This window comes from Nocardioides sp. BGA-UO-ETr-FS32 (assembly GCF_059567905.1).
Genome location: NZ_JCAQOX010000011.1, coordinates 1 through 17,636, shown reverse-complemented (window position 1 = coordinate 17,636; position 17,636 = coordinate 1). Strand labels below are relative to the sequence as shown.

9 protein-coding genes and 3 pseudogenes are annotated in these 17,636 nt (G+C 65.5%); 8 read left to right on the top strand and 4 right to left on the bottom strand.

Translation table 11 applies throughout. The features are described from left to right. Positions 1-20 precede the first annotated feature (20 nt). On the bottom strand, positions 21-890 hold the full coding sequence (locus AC57BS_RS04505; protein WP_496410265.1) for an NPCBM/NEW2 domain-containing protein: 870 nt from the start codon (positions 888-890) through the stop codon (positions 21-23). A gap of 596 nt (positions 891-1,486) precedes the next feature. Then, positions 1,487-4,486 carry a cutinase family protein gene (locus AC57BS_RS04500; RefSeq protein WP_496410264.1) on the bottom strand — a complete coding sequence of 1,000 codons (3,000 nt, stop codon included), beginning with the start codon at positions 4,484-4,486 and terminating at the stop codon, positions 1,487-1,489. 198 nt (positions 4,487-4,684) lie between these two features. Here AC57BS_RS04500 and AC57BS_RS04495 point away from each other — a divergent pair. The 3 genes and pseudogenes from AC57BS_RS04495 (at position 4,685) to AC57BS_RS04485 (ending at position 10,438) form a co-directional block, all read left to right on the top strand. Beyond that, positions 4,685-5,844 (top strand): annotated as a pseudogene (locus tag AC57BS_RS04495) (IS3 family transposase). Positions 5,845-6,334: 490 nt separating this feature from the next. Continuing rightward, positions 6,335-8,719 (top strand): hypothetical protein, encoded by a 2,385-nt coding sequence (locus AC57BS_RS04490; RefSeq protein ID WP_496410263.1) that lies wholly within the window; start codon positions 6,335-6,337, stop codon positions 8,717-8,719. A 507-nt stretch (positions 8,720-9,226) separates the two neighbouring features. After that, a complete protein-coding gene (locus tag AC57BS_RS04485) occupies positions 9,227-10,438 on the top strand; it encodes a hypothetical protein (RefSeq protein WP_496410262.1) in 1,212 nt (403 codons plus the stop codon). A gap of 270 nt (positions 10,439-10,708) precedes the next feature. Here the strand turns inward: AC57BS_RS04485 and AC57BS_RS04480 are convergent, their stop codons facing one another. Both AC57BS_RS04480 and AC57BS_RS04475 read right to left on the bottom strand, forming a co-directional pair. After that, complete coding sequence (locus AC57BS_RS04480; protein WP_496410261.1) at positions 10,709-11,275, bottom strand: hypothetical protein; 567 nt, start codon at positions 11,273-11,275, stop codon at positions 10,709-10,711. 352 nt (positions 11,276-11,627) lie between these two features. Continuing rightward, the gene (locus AC57BS_RS04475; protein WP_496410260.1) at positions 11,628-12,857 is read right to left on the bottom strand and encodes an IS256 family transposase; all 1,230 of its coding nucleotides are present in this window, start codon (positions 12,855-12,857) and stop codon (positions 11,628-11,630) included. A gap of 495 nt (positions 12,858-13,352) precedes the next feature. On the opposite strand from AC57BS_RS04475, the gene AC57BS_RS04470 reads away from it, so the two are divergent. The 5 genes and pseudogenes from AC57BS_RS04470 to AC57BS_RS04450 all read left to right on the top strand — a co-directional run bounded on the left by AC57BS_RS04470 (position 13,353) and on the right by AC57BS_RS04450 (position 16,883). Further along, positions 13,353-14,720 (top strand): cutinase family protein, encoded by a 1,368-nt coding sequence (locus tag AC57BS_RS04470; protein WP_496410259.1) that lies wholly within the window; start codon positions 13,353-13,355, stop codon positions 14,718-14,720. A gap of 26 nt (positions 14,721-14,746) precedes the next feature. After that, on the top strand, positions 14,747-14,959 hold the full coding sequence (locus AC57BS_RS04465) for a hypothetical protein (protein ID WP_496410258.1): 213 nt from the start codon (positions 14,747-14,749) through the stop codon (positions 14,957-14,959). Positions 14,960-15,204: 245 nt separating this feature from the next. Continuing rightward, a pseudogene (gene istA / locus AC57BS_RS04460) lies at positions 15,205-16,008 on the top strand (IS21 family transposase); the annotation flags it as partial. A 33-nt stretch (positions 16,009-16,041) separates the two neighbouring features. Beyond that, positions 16,042-16,257: pseudogene (locus AC57BS_RS04455) on the top strand (Mu transposase domain-containing protein); the annotation flags it as partial. A gap of 146 nt (positions 16,258-16,403) precedes the next feature. Next, a complete protein-coding gene (locus AC57BS_RS04450; protein ID WP_496410257.1) occupies positions 16,404-16,883 on the top strand; it encodes an ATP-binding protein in 480 nt (159 codons plus the stop codon). Positions 16,884-17,636: the final 753 nt, after the last annotated feature.

The window sequence follows — 17,636 nt, the reverse complement described above, 5'->3', positions numbered from 1 at the left end:
CGCCACGCCGGACGGGTCAGTCAGAAGGCGCAGAGGGCGCGGGCGTCGCCGAAGACGAGGTATCCGCCCCCGCTGGTGGTTTCGGTGTTCTCCAGCCGGAGCCGCAGCGCACCTGTCACATCGATGGTCACGGGGTGCGCCTGGCCTAGGGCGATTCCTGATGCGGACCACTTCGTCACGGCGTCCGCGGCGATCCGGACCGTGGATCGCGTCGAGGTGGACGACTCGTCCTGGAGGCCCACGACGGTGGCGAGGCGGATGCAGGATCGACCGAGGTTGTACTCGACGTACTCGGTGTAGCCCGTACTTCCGTCGATGCCCACCGACTTGGAATAGATGACGCCGTTGACGTTGAAAGAGCTGGAGTAGTCCTCGTAGGAGGTCGCGACCTCGTCCGGCGGCCCGTCGTAGAGGTAGTACCAGCCGAAGACCGCGATGCTGGCGCTGTTGCTGACTGAGGACTTGCGGCCGGTGACGCCTGGGAAGTAGGCGCGCAGCGGCACCGCCTTGCCGGCCGTGGTGAGGGAGACGGTGGCGACCCACGAGCCGCCCGACACGCCGGCGTTGCCGATGGTGCTCCATCCTGAGGACCCGGCGTCGTACGCCTGAATCGCGACTGAGTAGCCGTTCAGCCCCGTCGCGGTGCCCTGGACGTTGAAGGCTTGGCCTGCCTCGACGCTCGACGCGCTCAGCGAGCTGAGGGACACCGACGTAGGCTGGCTCGGCGGCGTGCCCATCCGTATCCGCACGGCCTTGCTGCACTTGCCCCGCACGCAGGCCTTGTAGTCCCGGGTTCCCGACTTGATGTCCTCGTGGTGCTTGAAGAATCCCTTACGCGACGTCCGCTTCTTGGCCTCGACCGTCCAGCTTTTGCCCACTGTGCGCTGCATGATGGTGACGGTCGTGGCACCGCGGACCCCGCGGACGCGGCCGTTGAGGTACGCGGTCCCACGGCGCTTCACCCAGGGGGTGGAAGTCTCCAACGAGATCCGGACGGCTTGCTGGCGAGTCTGGACGGCATCGGTGGACGGACTAGCGACAGCCGTTCCCATGGACAGCAGCGGTACCAGTAGAAGGGCTGGCAGGGCATGGACAACACGCATGGAAGGCTCCCCCGTAGGCGGTGTGGTGTCGCGATCCTCGCCCGACGGTCGCTGCGCGGTCAGGAAATTGCGGAAACCTGAGGAAAGTCTTTCCCCGACCGGCCGTGCCGCACCCGATGCGCGACCAGTCGAGCTCATATGCACAAGGACGGTCGACATCCGATCGTCTCCTGCGGATGACCCGACCGTCGATACGGCGGGATCGATCGACTTGGCGCGTTCGTGGCGGATGTTACGAACACTGCGCACAATGAGGCAACGTCGCCCATCGGCGCCTCGATTTCTTGCTGCACGCTGACATTCGGGTGGACGCAGCATGGGAGCGTGGCATCTGAGTCGGGCCCGGATCCTTGCTGTTCCGCCTACGACGACAACCGTCAGATTCACTCACTTCCTCGGAGCCCGATGCTGTCTGGCGGCGCAGCCACCAGCGCAGACACGGTGACGTCGCGTAGCCGCTTGGCGGTGGCCTGAACGGTCACCGCGTACGGGTAGTACCGATAAACCGCCGTCCACCGCCACGGCTGGTCGCTCTCGGTCAGCCGGGTGGTCCATCGGCGTCCGGCGAACTGGTCCCCGACCCGCCACTCCTGACCGTCGACCAGTAAGGCGTTGTCGTAGTACGCGTATCGGTCCGCACCGCGCGTCCAGCGGCTATATCTGATGGACATCCCTGGACGTGCACACTCGTAGACCTCCTCGACACCCTTCACGTTGGGCGGGATGGAGGTGCAGTCCTCCTCGAGCCCGGGGAAGATTGTGGCGAGCCCGACGCGCCCGGCGGGCAGGGAGCACGCTTCGCGAGTAGGGGCGGTGGAACCGTCCCAGCACGTCAAGCCCGACGATGCCGGATCAGGCTCAGTCGGGGATGCCGCCGTTGACGGTGCGATGATGGGTTCACCCTGCTCGCCGTCCGCGACCTGGTCACCCGTCGGCCGCTCCGGGTTCTCCGCGACCGCCACTCCGGACGCTGTCGCGTGCATTGGGAGGCTCGCGGGGCCAAGAGACGCGAGCCCCGCTCCCGCTGCGGCCGCGACCAGCGTCAGGCCGACGGTGACAGCCACGCGGAGGAGTGGGGACCGGTCCCGCTTCCGTTTGCGTCGAAGGATCGCCCCGCATGCTGCCAGCAGCAAGACCAGCGCAGCACCCCCGCCAGCGGCGAGCAGCACCCTCCAGCGTCCGTACCACTGGATCGAACGGCCCACGGGCGTCAGGTCTGCGCGCAGAACCGTGCCGTAGTGCCCTTCGGCGTCCATGGGCGTCAGCGAGACGCTCCACGGGTCAGGCTGAGCCGGCACGGCGACCCGGGCGCGCACGGAATCACCGGACGCGATCGCCACTGGGTCTCCGTCGACCTCCACCACCCACTGGTGAGGGGGTGCCCCGGCGCTTTCCCAGCTGGTGGTGAGAACCACATGGTCGTCGCCTGCTCGTGCGGCTACCCCCATGCTCGCGGCCGAGGGCACTGCAGGTGCCGGGCCGTCCGCGACCGCCTCTTGCACGAGCACGCTCGCCGAGGCGTTTCCCGACCTGCCGGATCCGTCCACCACCCACATCTGCATGAGGCCTGAGTGGCCGGCGGGATAGACGTGGCTGACCACTGGGGTCGTGGTGACCTCGTCCTCGGTCCCGTCGCCGTCGAAGTCCCATCGGTACTCCCCAATGGCCCCCTCCGCTGCACTCGACTGAGATGCGTCGAACGAGACGATGCCCTGCGCCGACGCAACGTACGAGGCGTTGTTGAGGAGAGCGACGGGGCGCTGGGCAATATGATCGAGTGCGCTGGTCAATGCCGTCGCCGTGTCGCCGCTTCCTTTGTCGACGACCTCGCCCGACGTGCGTGCGGCCAACGCCTCGTAGGCGTCAGGATCGTCGACCACTGGGAAAACGTTGACCGGATCGATCTCCAGCGAGCGTCGCTCCACCGATGCGAGGGTCTCCCCGCCGACCGGGTCGGGCTCGTGAAAGGTGGCGTCGGTGAGTACGACGGCGGCCTTCGAGGCCCCGAGCTGCCAGTCGAGCTCGTTGAAGCCGTAGGTAAGCGCGTGCAACAGTGCCTCGGGGTCGTCCCCGCCGCCATCGGCGCTCAGTGCCGCGAGCCCAGCCTGAAACGACGTCACGTCCTGGGTGAAGGGTGTGACAACCTCGGCAACGATTGCGTCCTCGGCATCGCGGTACTGAACCAGTGCCACGCGACCGTCGAGTGCGATTATCCGTCCTGCCTGCTCCTCGGCGAACTGGATGGCCCCGCCGATGTCTTCACTCATGGAGCCGGTCGTGTCGAGGAAGAAGGCGACGTCGCGCCCAGTGGTGCCGGGTACGGCGGTCGATTCATCCAATGGTTCTCTCACGAGGTTGCGCAAACCGAGGCGCCAGGTCACTCGATCCGCCATGCAGGTGATGGCCGATTCGAGAGGCCTCTCAGGCCTGTCGCTAGGGCAGATCACGGGGTAGGCGACCCCGTTCCGGTATGCCTTCGTATGGATGATCCCGCCCTCGGTGAGCTCGGGCCGAATCGTGAAACCCTGGCCACAGACCGGGTCGCCGGGCAGGCAGATCGAATCGGTCACGCGTGACATCGGCTCAGGGATTCCGCGTCTTCTTCCGTTCAACCCACGCTTGGCCGCCATGGCGGGGTCCACGTTGGTGTAGGACTCGGGGTCGTCGGGGTCGTGGTTGGGGTCAGCGATCAGCGCGACCGCGGCGATCTGTTGCTGGATGTCGGGACTCGGCCCGAGGTACTCGGTGTTCGTGAAGAGGCCGAACTGTGAGGACCGGGTCAGGATCTTTCCGCGCAGATACGAGTTGACGACATCGGCGCCTTGGGAGTACCCCGCCAGGACGTACCGTGTGCGAGTCCCGCACAGTTCCCACTGGCGGCGGAGACTCCGGTGGAGCTCCCTGATCCCCGAGGTCACCGAGTTTGGATACCCGTGCAGCGCCCACAGTGACTTGGATGCGAGATTGCCGACGTCAACGGGGATCGCCCGGTACTGGATCGGGGCCCAGGAAAGACGGACCTGACCGCCGACGCGCTGCCTGATCTTCTGCACCAGGTCGTAGAGATACGGCGTTCCGGTTGCGACAGTCAGCCCGCCGTCCGATCCCACATCGAGCACTCTGCCTGCATCGATGCTCGAGCCGCCGGTCACGGGGTCGAGCGGATCGAAGGCATCCCATGCTTCTCCTACGGACGGATGGGGATTGTCGGCGCTCGGCTGAGGCGCCTCACCCGACCCCCGCACGACGTACACGATCACGTCGGCACAGATGTCGACCGGGTCCGAACCGGTGGCGGTCTGAGCATGGACAGGATTGACCGCTCCCAGACCGAGAACAACCATCAGTGCCGGTGCAGCGCGCCATCGCCATGAGATCCCCACCAGCGAGAGTATGTCCGGGACGTGCGGTGGTCGACGACAAAATCGGTCGTGATGCGAGCTGGACAGGCACTGGTCTGTACAACTGCAGGTCAGGACCCTCGGGACTGCTGCATGATGGAGCGACAGATTGACCTGCCCCACCAGAAAGGTTCCGGTGTCGGTGGCTAAGTGACTGCCTTCACCGGAAGGCTGAACGCCGTGCCCCGTGCCTACCCGCCCGAGTTCCGTGCTCGAGCCATCGCGCTCGTGAGCGCGGGCAACCCGCAGAAGCAAACGGCCCACGAGCTCGACATTTCATCCCGTCACGCTCTCGAGTGGGTCAAGCAGGCCCGCATCGACCGCGGCGAGATCCCCGGAGTCAGCACCACCGAGTCCGCCGAGCTGCGCGCGGCTCGTCGCCGCATCCGCGAGCTTGAGACCGAGTTGGCGATCGTCCGCCAGGCGGCCAAGTTCTTGAGCGAGGACCGGCCCCGCCCAAAAGGCTCTACCCGGTGATCGACCGACTCGTCGACGCCGGGGTCCCGGCCGATCGCTGCTGCCGGGTCCTCGGCGTAGCGAGACAGAACTACTACAAGCAGAAGCGGACTCCCACCGCCCCGACCCGGCTGCGCCCCAGTGGCTCATCGGACTGATCCGCGAGATCCACGTCGCCTCGCGCGGCACCTACGGCTACCGGCGCGTGCACGCCGAACTCACCATGGGGCATGGGGATCACCGTGCGCGAGCGCACCGTGTGACTGCGGATGAACCAGGCCGGTGTCCATGGCCTACCGAGACCTACCAGAGTCAGACGGCTGCGAGTCGTCGTCACCGCTGACGACCTGGTGACCCGGAAGTTCCATCGCCTCCATCCCAACGAGCTGTGGGTCACCGACATCACCCAACACGGCACACGGGAAGGGTGGATCTACTGTGCCGCGGTCCTCGACGCCTACAGCCGGCGGATCGTGGGATGGTCGATCGACTCCAAGCAGGACGCCACCCTCGTGGTCAACGCCCTCGACATGGCCATCCGCAACCGCCGCCCCGAGCCCGTCTGGATCGTCCACGCCGACCCCGCCCAGTTCACCTCCTGGGTCTTCGGCGAGAAGATCCGCTCCGCCGGCCTCCTGCCATCCTTCGGTACGGTGGCCGACGGCCTCGACAACGCCATGATGGAAAGCTTCTGGTCCTCGATGCAGATCGAACTTCTCGACCGCAAGAAGTGGAAGACTCGAGTCGAGCTCGCCAACGCGATCTTCGAGTGCATCGAGATCTTCCACAACCGCCGCCGACGCCACTCCGCACTCGGCTACCCCCATCGAGTGCGAACTATTCTTCGAGAACGACCCCACCACCGCAGTCAGTTAGCCACCTGAGCTGGAACCCAAACGGTGGGGCTGGCCGGTCAAACTTCGGTGACGATGCCGGTGACGTTGGAGGCCGCGGAGACCGATCCGTGCGGCAGACTCATGTGCTTGCGCCAACTGCTCAAGGAGGGCTTGCGCAGCGAGGTCCAGGCCGTCATCACCTTTGCTGTCAATGCGTCGGAACTTCGGGAGGTGTCAAGAGGGAGCTTCTGAGCAAGTACGTCCTGGTGTTCTCGCGCACGGAACCGCCAACGGCAAAGGCTGTCCTTGACCGCGGCACGCGGCGGGAGCAGGCTTTTCGCGACCGCGCGTGTGAGCGCCGGGCAGGAACGAGGGGGTTCTTAATGCTGCCACGAGACGACGCTGCATTGGCCGAGTTGCGCCAGCTGTTGTACGACGAGCACGACGTGGGGCCGGCTGGCGGTCTGCCGTCGGTGTCCACTTACGATCACGTGCCAATCAATCCGACCCTTGGCTGTGGGCGGTCCAGGAGAAGGCGGTGCCACCGCTGACCAGTGCCGGGGCCTATGCGCTCGGCCACAACGCCGACGCCGACGGGGCGCTGCACCAGCCGCCTGCTGCCGCACGCGAGACCGATATGTACGCCGACTATGCCCGGCGCAGCGTCGACGTCACGATGCGCGGGGGCACCACGAGCGGGGTCGTCTACCCGCTTGCTGTCTGCGAGATTGCGCGACGCTTCCGGCTGCGCAACGTCGGCGGGGCTTCGGCGGGTGCGATAGCGGCGTCCTGCGCGGCGGCGGCCGAGGTAGGCCGCACGCGATGGGACCTTGCGGGACGACCCAATGTTGACCCGCCCGCGGACCTCGCAGCGGGGAACTTGCGGCAGGGCTTTGCGGGGCTCGCCGACGCTGTCGCTTGGTATTGCCAGCTCGATGCCCCCGAGAAGCCCGACCAGCACCGGATTGCGCAGCTCTTCCAGCCGACCGATGCGGGGCACCGGCTGTTCCGGCTTTTCATCGCGACCATGCAGGAGCGACGCAAGGTGCTGCGGGTGGCGCTACTCGCGATCGGCGCCTTCGGCCGGATCAGCAAGGTGGTTACCTGGGCCGTGCTGGCGGGAGTGATCCTGTGGTTTTGGTGGCATCGCGAGCTGATGCCGGGGGAGGCGCTGAGCCACGTCTGGTCGGTACTTGCCGCCGTCGCGTGGACCGTCGGGCTGGCCCTGGTCGCGGTCGGGCTCGGCGTCGCCGCCGCATCGCGCCCAGCTGTCCAGACCGGGCCAGCCGAACAGGTACCCGCAGAGCCTCCGGCCCCACCCGGCCGAGGCCTTCCCCCGTTGGTATCGGGCCTGACCATGGTTGCGGTCGTCGTGCTGGTGCTGGGCCTCGAGCGCGGCGCGGAGCCATGGCGATTCCTTGGCCTCTCGCTACTCGTGTGGGCTACCGCCGTCCTAGTGCTAGCCGTCGCGAACCTGACCGCAATTGCCAAGATCACGCTGGTTGCAGCCAAAGACCACAGATTCGGGCTCGTCGCCGGCACCGGCGCCTGGCAGCCGACGTGGTGGGGCCGGTTGTGGAACCGGGTGGCCGGTCTGCCGCGCGACAGCACAGCACCCACCCTCATCGCCTGGCTCGACCGCTCTCTGTCGCAGCTCGCCGGTCAGCAGGATCCGCTACTCTTCCGCGACCTTTGGCAACCGGCGCCGAACGTCGGCGACGCCGTGGCCGGCGCAACCGAGGTCGCATGGCGATCGGTCAACCTCGAGCTCGTCACCACCGAGCTCGTGCACGGCGTCCCTCACCGCTTCCCGCCGATCGAGGACACCGGGTTGTGGCTCCGCGCGACAGACCTCGAACGGGCGGACGACCCCAGCACCGCGACGTTTCCACCCCGAATTGTCGACCTGCTGAAAGCGGGAGAGAGCCTCACGAACGTCCAGGACATCCAAACGGGAGAGGACCTGGGTACCCTTCACCGGCTACCCACCGGTGGTGAGCTTCCGGTAATCGTCGCCGTCCGGCTCAGCATGTCGCTTCCAGGGCTCTTCGAGGCGATCCGCTTCTATCGCATCACGATGACCCCCGGGACGCAGGCGCGTGTTCGCGACGAGTACGGACGTGAGGTCGTCCACCGCGACAGAGCAATCCCTACCCACTACCCCGCCGACACGAGCGTGAGCTGGGCCGAGGAACTGTGGTTCACCGACGGCGGGGTAGCTCAGAACTTCCCGATACACCTCTTCGACAGCGTGCTGCCCTCCTGGCCCACGCTCGGCATCAACCTAGGCGGCTACCCGCGCGGCCACCGACACCAAGACGTCTGGGCACCTGACGACAGCGGCTCCCGCAGCAGCCCACCCACGCCGCTGTCACGCTCCGTCGCGGGCTTCGTCGGCTCGATCATCAACACCGCTCGCGGTTGGTCTGATACCAAGCAGACATTCATGCCCGCGACGCGGGGACGAGTCGCTTGGGTTCGCCAGAGCCCCACCGAGGGCGGCACCAACCTGCTGATGACCCGCCAGACCATCGCGGCACTCGCCCTGCGCGGCGCTCTCGCCGGCCAGCGCCTGGCACGGCGCCACGCGAACGACGCCCACTGGCGACGTCACCAGTGGCTGCGGCTTCGGGTGGCCGCAAAGAACCTGGCCGAGCTGGATCGTTCCCTCGGACGGGCCGACCTGGCCGGCAACTACACCCATCGCCTCAACAGTGCCGAGCTGGCTCCATGGCTGGCGGGTCTGACCGAAATCGGCGGGGATCCAACGCCGCCGGAACTGCTGGAGTGGCACGAGCCGACAGAGGACGGGTTTTGGCAGGAGGTGCGGGCCCTCGTATCCGGCACACCTCAAAGGGAGACGACATATACAGCCGGTGGGCCGACTCCTTCTCCAGAACTGCGGCAGGTGCCCGGCTCCTGAGGGATTCTGAAGGTTGACCTCCACACGCCATCGCCTCGATGCCGACGTTCGGGTGCGCAGGACGCAAGTTGGCACCACCAGGCCCAGCCAAAGACGGTAGGGACAGGCGCAGGTTCGAAGGGCGGCCGGAGTCGCGCTGAGAGATCGTGCTTTACGACTATGTCTCTCCAGCGCGAGTTCCGCCGATACCACGTTGCGGCCTCACCGTCGCTTCAAGCTCAGCACGACCAGCCCCAACTCGTCGCACCCGGAAGCCTCGTCTCCTGCGCGCGGACAACGGTAGTTCACCACCCACTCATCGATCTGCAGCGGCGAGGGGGGTTGAAGCTTCGGGGGGTATCCCATGCATCCACGACACACCGCACGACAAGCATCGTCGATCTCCAACAGCACGAGGTCGTCCGCAACGCGGCGTCGGTCCCCATCAGCTCGAGGATCCCAACGCACACACTTCCTCATAGTGCGGCCCTCCAAGTTGCTTGTCGCCATCCAGAGTATGGGGACAGAATGCGAGGTGCCAAGCGTTCGAATCAAAAAGGTGGCGTGACCATGGCGAGTGAAGCTGGTGCCCTTCCAAGCGGCGATCCCGCACGGGAGACAGACTCACAAGGAATTGTGGCCGCCCGTAGTCAAGAGCAGTTGGAGCACTCTCAAACAGTCATTCGTGAGACCACGAAGTGGCTCGTTGCGGCGGCCGGGGCAGTGGGAGCGGTTCTTGTCGCTGGCCTGCAACTGTCATCTCTCCCGAACGGATTGTTGGGTGGATCTGTCGCCCTAGTTGGCTTCTTGTTGGCGATACTTGGCGTCGCTTGGATCATCCTGACAGCGGCTGGTGTCCTATCAGTCGGCTATACGACGCTCGGTCAGCTAGTCGATCTACGGGAGTTCGACGTGCCGCGTCAGAAGAGAAATCGTGAGTGGGACCGGAAAATTCTTTCGGCGAGAGAGAACTTGGCGTCTTACCGCGCGAGTTCGTCGCCAATGCGGCGCTGGCTGCTTGTCCCTGTCACGCGTTTCAAGCTGCTAATACTCCGCCGCCTGCGCGGCCTGACTGAGCGATTCGCCAAGTCAGAGGGCGTGAAGATTCGCGCAATGTTGGACTATCTGAATCGTGACGCAATCCTCTTCTCGAACGGCCTGGCTGGAACGATCTACGACGTTTATGATCAACTGCGGGCATGCGATGACGCGGTGCTGAGACTTCGAACTGACGCCGATTCCTCGTTAATCGTTCGGGACGCGTCGAACTCAGGTGAAGGTTCCGCCACCGCAAGTCGCCAATTGCCACATTCTACGCAAGATGCAGAGTGGATGCTGATTCGACTCGAGTCCGCAGGGGCTCGCCTAATCGCATTCGCAAATCAGAAAGTCATCGAAGCGAAATTCGACGCACTGAAGAAGGCAGTTCGATTCGGAGGGTTGGGAATCGTGCTCGGGATCGCAATCTTCGTTGCATCGCCCAGGTGGGCCACCCCGGTCGCGTTAACGGTCGACAAGCCGACCGACGTCACCGTGTTTCTGTACGAGCCGAGTCTTCTTGGACCGCGATGCGAGGCAACCGAACTCGTTGGGACTGCGGTGGGCGGCACGTGGAGCAGACCTGTCGTTGCCATCCGACCTTCTGGCAATTGCCGCGGAGATCAGTTGCAACTGGAGTCTGGTCAGGGTTACGTCGTTCCGAAGTCAGCGGCCGTCCCCACCCCTACGCCTGCCCCCTAGATTTGCGCCGTATTAATTCGACTGATCAATTTTCGTATTGCCTCAAAGCGTTTCACTCACTGGGCGCTCATTCCTCAATTCGTCGCGTACTCGCACTCATCGTCACGTAGTCGAACTCGGCAGCCAAGTCGTCGACAAGGTCCGCAGTAGCGCCCAGCAAGAAGTCTCTAGACACGGCGACGCAAACACGTCGTCGATCTAACTTCTCCGCAGCCAGAGCCTATTCATCGACGACCCAATGCCTCCCGGTGGTTGACGCGGGCCATTGAGTCACGCCGGCCGGTCACCGCTGGCGTGGATTCGCCACCCCCGGACCGTCCATCCAACTTCGGTGATCGCCGCAGCGGCAAGGACGGCGAACGCCACGAATCTGGGCCACGACTCCACCAGGCTGCCTGGCGGGATCATCGTGACGGCGAGCGCGGCGTAGACCGCTGTGATCCCAATTGTGTACGTGATCCGGGCGCGCAGCGACCACTCAAGGTAGATCGCGTAGTACGAGCGTTGCTCCTCATGAACACGTTTCTGCCGCTCGGGATCAGAGGCGAAGTCCTCAAACCAGCTTGATGCCTCGTCCGGGGATGCAAAGTACTGCCGCGCCCAAAACCCGCACTGCACACAGGAAAGTAGTAACACGACCGCGATCGACAGCATCATGAGAGCGGCGTCCGGAAACCGGAGCTCGTCGGGCGCCTGAATGATCAACGCCGTCACGGTGACGCAGAATCCTGCGAGCAGGGGAGCTGCAACGCCGCTCAGGCTTTGCACCGCGGCCGGTGCCCCAAATGGCGCGGGCTTGGCCCAGCCCTGATCGGAATCTTCAGGTGGGCTGTTCATCACGGCTCGCTACATGGCCTCATGCTGTTGATCGCGCGCTGGCCGACGAAGGGACGATTGAGGCGACCAACACCGAGGCTGCCGGGGCGGTCATTGGGCCGGTTGCAGGGCACGCCCGTGGTCGTCGGCGGGCCGGCCAGTACTAGCCGTCCCATGTTCCTGGATACCACGGGCAGGACTTCATGTGCCGCTGCCCTTGCGCCACGCCGCAGTTGGGACACCGGCCTCGCTCCGGGGGCGGTGCTGTCCTCATCTCGGTAACGTACGACTGGGCAAGCACTTCGATCAAGAAGCGGTGGTGGCGTCCCGCTGAGTGGTGGAGTTCTCGACACCGTGCGGGTCAGTGTTCTGATCATGCCGTCATGAGTTCGGGCTTGGCCACCTCCTCGGTCGTCTTCTCGGCCAGCTGGGCCATGGAGTGTTCGGACAGGTAGCGGCGTTCGGCGGTGACCTGCCACTCGTCGTGGGCCTCGACGAGCACAGCGCCGGCCAGCCGCAGCAGGGCGGCGGGGTTGGGGAAGACCCCGACGACGTCGGTGCGTCGTTTCACCTCCTTGTTGAGCCGCTCGAGCGGGTTGGTCGACCAGATCTTCTTCCAGTGGCTGACCGGGAAGTCGGTGAAGGCCAGCAGGTCGTCGCGGGCCTCGCGCAACATCTGCTCGACCTTGGGCAGCTGCTTGCCGAGCATCGTGGCGATGACCTCGAACTGCTCGTGCACGTGCTCGGCGTCGGGTTGGGCGAAGATCGTGCGGATCGCCGCTGCGACCATCTCGGAGTTGCCCTTCGGGACGACCGCGAGGACGTTGCGCATGAAGTGCACCCGGCACCGTTGCCAGGCGGCGCCGAGCAGGACCGAGGCGATCGCGCCCTTCAGGCCGGTGTGGGCGTCGCTGATCACCAGCTGCACCCCGCCCAGGCCGCGGGCCTTCAGGCCACGCAGGAACGCGGTCCAGAACGCCCCGTCCTCGGAGTCGCCGACGTCGAACCCGAGCACTTCGCGTCGGCCGTCGGCGGTGACACCGGTGGCGATCACCACCGCCTGGGACACCACGCGGCGGTTCACCCTTGCCTTGCAGTAGGTGGCGTCGAGGAACACGTAGGGGTAGTCGATCCCGGCCAGGGACCGGTCCCGGAACGCGCCGACCTCCTCGTCGAGGTCCGCGCAGATCCGCGACACCTCGGACTTGCTGATCCCGCTCGCGCCGCCCAGCGCCTGGACCAGGTCGTCGACCTTCCTGGTCGACACTCCGTGCAGGTAGGCCTCCATGATCACCGCGAACAGGGCCTGGTCGACCCGACGGCGCCGCTCGAGCAGCGAGGGGAAGAACGTCCCGGTCCGCAGCTTCGGGATCCGTAGCTCCAGGTCGCCGGCGGTGGTGGCCAGCGTCCGCGGCCGCGACCCGTTGCGCTGTGCCGTGCGCTGGTCGCTGCCTTCCCAGGGGCCGGTGCCGATCACCGCGGTGAGCTCGGCGTCGATCAACGCCTGGTAGATCGTCTGCGCTGCGGTCCGGACCCGGTCCTCGACTCCAGCAGCCTGCATGGCTACGAGCACCTCGAGTAGTGCAGCATTGTCCAAGGCCATCGTGCTTCGTGTCCTCTCGTGAGTGTCTGTCGCAAGTACTCACTGACCGTTGCACGGTGGCCGCCTACGTCGTGGTCAACACGACGATCAGCGGCCGGAACTACACCACCTCACGGGACGTCACCGAGTGTGAATCTGCACCCTGCCGCTGTTGTCGCTTTGGCGAGTCGCCCGTGGGAGGAGGGGTCGTCGTCCCGTGGAGGTCGAGGTGAGTTGTCATACCTATGCGGGCAGCAGACCCCCGCGGACTAGACCCCATAGACCTGCTGATGACGACTGGTGCGATCGCTGGCATCGTGCAGCCAGCGGATTGGGTCACGTTTGAGCGGGGGCACGATGACAGCGCCAACTAGGTTTGCGATCCCGAGGGAGTCCGTCCCGCTCGTACGGCTTCTCCTCATAGCCGCTCTGCTGATAGGGCTCATTTCACAGCCGAGCATCGCCCAACCCGCGGATGACACTACAAACCTAAGACTGGTCCCGTCGTGTGGTGACGTGCTGGTCATCGGCGCACGCGGCTCTGATCAACCGTCGGGACTGGGCAAGCAAGTCTCTAGCGCCACGGACACGCTTCGCAGTCTCCTCAACGGAACCGGTCGAACGGTTCGCCAGCAACCCGTGTCCTACGAGGCCAAGGCAATCCCCAAGACGCTGCTGGGCTGGCCATCATGGTTCAAGGGGCTCAACGATGGTGTCGACGAGGCTGCTTCGTGGCTCCAAGCCCGCCGCCGAGAGTGCCCTGGCGAACGACTCGTTCTGGCTGGCTACTCGCAGGGTGCGATGGTGATGCACCGGCTCACCAACCGGTGGTTGCGAAATGACAACCGTGGGATGCTCGACCGGCTGGACGGCGTCCTCCTTATCGCGGACGGCGATCGCGTCAGCAACGACCACACCGCCACATACGGGACAGCAAGTCGCTCGGCGTCGGGCATCGGACTCCAGTACCCCGCCGCCCTATCAGGGTCGGCGACAACGCGACTACCTAAGCAGTTCAATTCTCTCGCGCACAGTGTGTGCAACCGCAACGACCCGGTCTGTGACTCAAAGGGATCCCTAATCGAGATGGCGGGTCTTCCCGTTCACTACGGCTATACCGACGGACGTCCTTTGCGACAAGCCGTGAAGGCCATCGTGGCTCGGATCAGGGCCCGTCCACACCTGACGACGAAGACGGTCACTGGACGTGTCGGCGAGGCGCTGCGCGTCCGGCTCAGCGCCGACATCGAGAGCGGTTACTCGCTGGAATGGCGCCTACTCACTCCGTTCAAACTGCCGGGTGGACTTACTCTGACTCGAAGCGGCGATGTCTCGGGCACCCCGGTCGGCGTCTTCTCGGGCACCGTTCCCATCCAAATCAGGGGCACGATATTAGGGATACACGGAGATTGGGTAACCGAGAAACTCTCACTTGCCATCACCCAAGCTTTCAATCCCGCCACCTGCTTGCGTCCCGACAATCGACTCATCGCTGGCGACGCGCCGAACCTTGAGAGCATCTACCTATCCACTGACGGAGGCGGCGCGAAGCAGATCTGGGGTGACGTGCGAAACCGCTCAACTATCTCTGGTCAGTTCTCAGTCTTCAACGTCCACATTTGGCCCGGGACGTGCTTCGCCCCCGCGTCGACCATCCACTGGACTGTTGGGGTCGCGCCCAATCAACTACTCACCCGCGTACTGATGGGGCCCGTCAGCCCGAGAGAGGCCGACGTGGTCACTTGCGTCGCTGTCACGCTGGAGACGGGTCCGAACGGTCAGCACAGCCCGTTTTCCAACGCTCGCTGCTTCGCGCCGGATGGAGGGATCGCGCCCACGTACCTCGTTGACTGGGAAGCGATGTACCAGGTAGTGACGCAATAGCCCCTGATGAGTCGCGGACAACCTTCGTGGGCTTCTTCGAACGGATACCCAGGGGAGCAGTCGGCCGCGTCTCGTCCCTCTCGACCTCAATGTGTTACGCCCTGATGCCGTTCGGCGGCCTCGTCGGTGCCGCGTTCATCACGGGCGTCGGTTTCTCTCCCGCCTTCATCGTCATTGGTGTCGCATACCTCGCGACCACAATGGCGCGCCATCCTTCGTACCGTCATTCCGGCAAATGAACCGGCAGAGCCAAAACGCCATGGCGACTCACACGGCGGCGTGATCACACCGCTGGCGCCGGGGTCTAGCCCGGCCCGTCGAAATAGGTCGAGCACGTCAGGCGGGCCTCGATGCACCCGTGGACGCTCGCACAAGGGCGTCGTCGCGGCACACACCCATTCCGGCATGCCACGAGTGTCGACGACGCTTGAAAACGAGGCCATAGTGACGGTCGAAAACGAGGCCACCCAGACAGATTGGATGGGTGATCTCTGTGGAGGATTGGGCTCTGATTCGGCGGCTGGTTGCGGACGGTGTTCCGCAGCGTCAGGTCGCACGGGACCTGGGCGTGGGGCGGTCGACGGTGGCGCGGGCGTTGGCCTCCGACGGGCCGCCGAAGTACGAGCGGCCGGCGGTGCCGACGGCGTTCACGCCGTACGAACCGGCGGTGCGCCAACTGCTGGCCAAGACTCCGGACATGCCGGCCACGGTGATCGCCGAGCGGGTCGGCTGGACCGGGTCGATCACGTGGTTTCGCGACAACGTCCGGCGGCTGCGGCCTGACCACGTGCCGGTCGACCCGTCTGATCGGCTGACGTGGCTGCCGGGTGACGCCGCGCAGTGCGACCTGTGGTTCCCGCCGAAGAAGATCCCGCTCGAGGACGGCACGAAGACACTGTTGCCGGTCATGGTGATCACGTGCGCGCACTCTCGGTTCATGGTCGGACGGATGATCCCGACCCGGCACACCGAGGATCTGCTGCTGGGGATGTGGGTGCTGCTGCAGCTGCTCGGCCGGGTCCCGCGCCGGTTGATCTGGGACAACGAGTCCGGCATCGGTCGCGGCAAGCGGCATGCCGAGGGCGTTGGGGAGTTCACCGGCACCCTGGCGACCACGCTGCAGCGGCTCAAGCCCTACGACCCTGAGTCGAAGGGCATCGTGGAGCGACGCAACGGGTTCTTCGAGACCTCCTTCATGCCCGGGCGTGACTTCACCTCACCGGCCGACTTCGACGCCCAGTTCAGCGACTGGCTGACCCAGGCGAACAACCGAATCGTGCGCACGATCAAGACCAGGCCGGTCGACCTGCTGAACGCAGATAGGGCGGCGATGCTGCCGCTGCCACCGGTTCCACCGGCGGTGGGGTGGACCAACCGGGTCCGGTTGGGACGCGACTACTACGTCCGCGTCGACTCGTCCGACTACTCGGTCGACCCCGCGGTGATCGGCCGGTTCGTCGACGTCCATGCGGACCTGACACGGGTCGAAGTCCGCCACGAGGGGCACCTGATCCGCACGACGGCCTGGCGCGGGACCTGGCCGACTACGACCGCGCCTTCGGTCTCATCGACGGTGACCTGACCGAGGCTCTCACTGACGGTGAGGAGGTGGCCTGATGGCGACCAAGGCGAAGAGTGACGCCAGCGAGGCGCTCAAGCAGCTGACCTACCTGGGCGTCGGCGTTGAAGGCGCCCCGGATCACCGAAGCAGCCGGCCGGCTGGCCGATCACGCCCGCGATGCCGGCTGGACCCATGAGGAGTACCTCGCCGCGGTCCTTGACCGTGAGGTCGCCGCCCGCAACGCATCGGGTGCGCAGCTGCGGATCCGGGCCGCCGGGTTCGGTTCCCGCAAGACGCTCGAGGAGTTCGACTGGGACGCCCAACCAGCGGTGCGTCAACAGGTCGCCTCGCTGGCATCGGGTGGGTTCCTGACCGAGGCACGCAACGTCGTCCTGCTGGGTCCGCCCGGCACCGGGAAGACCCACCTGGCCACCGGCCTGGGGATCGCGGCCGCGCACCACGGCTCGGATTCGGCGGCAAACATGACGTCGTCGAGCTCGTTCGACGCTTGTCCCGTGTCTGGGTCCACTATGACGGCCATCGCCCACCAGCCAGCCCGGTGCCGGAGCTCGACCAGAAGTAGCTCGCGCGGCGACACATGAGCCCCTAGGACGTAAGAACGCCGACCGTGCTGACGGACCTCTGGCGCGAGGACGGGGGCGACGCTGTGGAGCGCGTCGGCAAGTTTGCGGTACGGGAGCGATCGCAACTGGCCCATACCCGACATCCTGCCCAAACTCGCCTGCGAGCGTAGCCAATCACCGCGCGAAGTCGCAGATCCGCCAGAACTCGACTGTCGTCCTCGGGTCGCGGAAGCGGGAGCGGCACTTCGGTCGAAGGCGTCGGCTGACGGGGGGCGGAGTAGTTCGAACCCATGGTGTTCTTAAGGGGCCATACGCGTCGCTATTCGGACATGGGGTCGCGACCGCGGGCCAGTGCGTGACAGCAACGGCCCGTCATTGACGCGGCCAGGATCTGCTCTGCACACTGGAACATGGTTGTCCATGCCGCTGCGTCTACTACGCCACCGGGGGTTGGGATTGCCCTCGGCGTTCTCATTGGCGTTCTCACTGGCGCCGTCGCGATCGCGCTCTTCCAGGCCGCATGGAACGAATCAGACCGGACCGGCATCCTCAAAGTCACCGGCGAGATCCTGGCGATTCCTACCTTTTGGTTCGGCGGCCCATGGCTCACGACGACCATGTTCGCCTCAGTTGGATTGGACGAGATTCGCGGCTCTTCACAGTTGAGGGTGTAGATCGGTCGGGCGCGTCGGTCCCGGGATAGACGTCGAGGTCTCCCGAGGATGAAGGCTCCTACACGCTCATCCTGGAAGACCTCGACTTGTCTGACGC

Bases quoted from the DNA above. Each gene is read 5' to 3' on its own strand.
- AC57BS_RS04480 (WP_496410261.1), bottom strand. From the start codon at position 11,275: ATGAACAGCCCACCTGAAGATTCCGATCAGGGCTGGGCCAAGCCCGCG.
- AC57BS_RS04485 (WP_496410262.1), top strand. From the start codon at position 9,227: ATGCGAGGTGCCAAGCGTTCGAATCAAAAAGGTGGCGTGACCATGGCG.
- AC57BS_RS04475 (WP_496410260.1), bottom strand. From the start codon at position 12,857: ATGGCCTTGGACAATGCTGCACTACTCGAGGTGCTCGTAGCCATGCAG.
- AC57BS_RS04505 (WP_496410265.1), bottom strand. From the start codon at position 890: ATGCAGCGCACAGTGGGCAAAAGCTGGACGGTCGAGGCCAAGAAGCGG.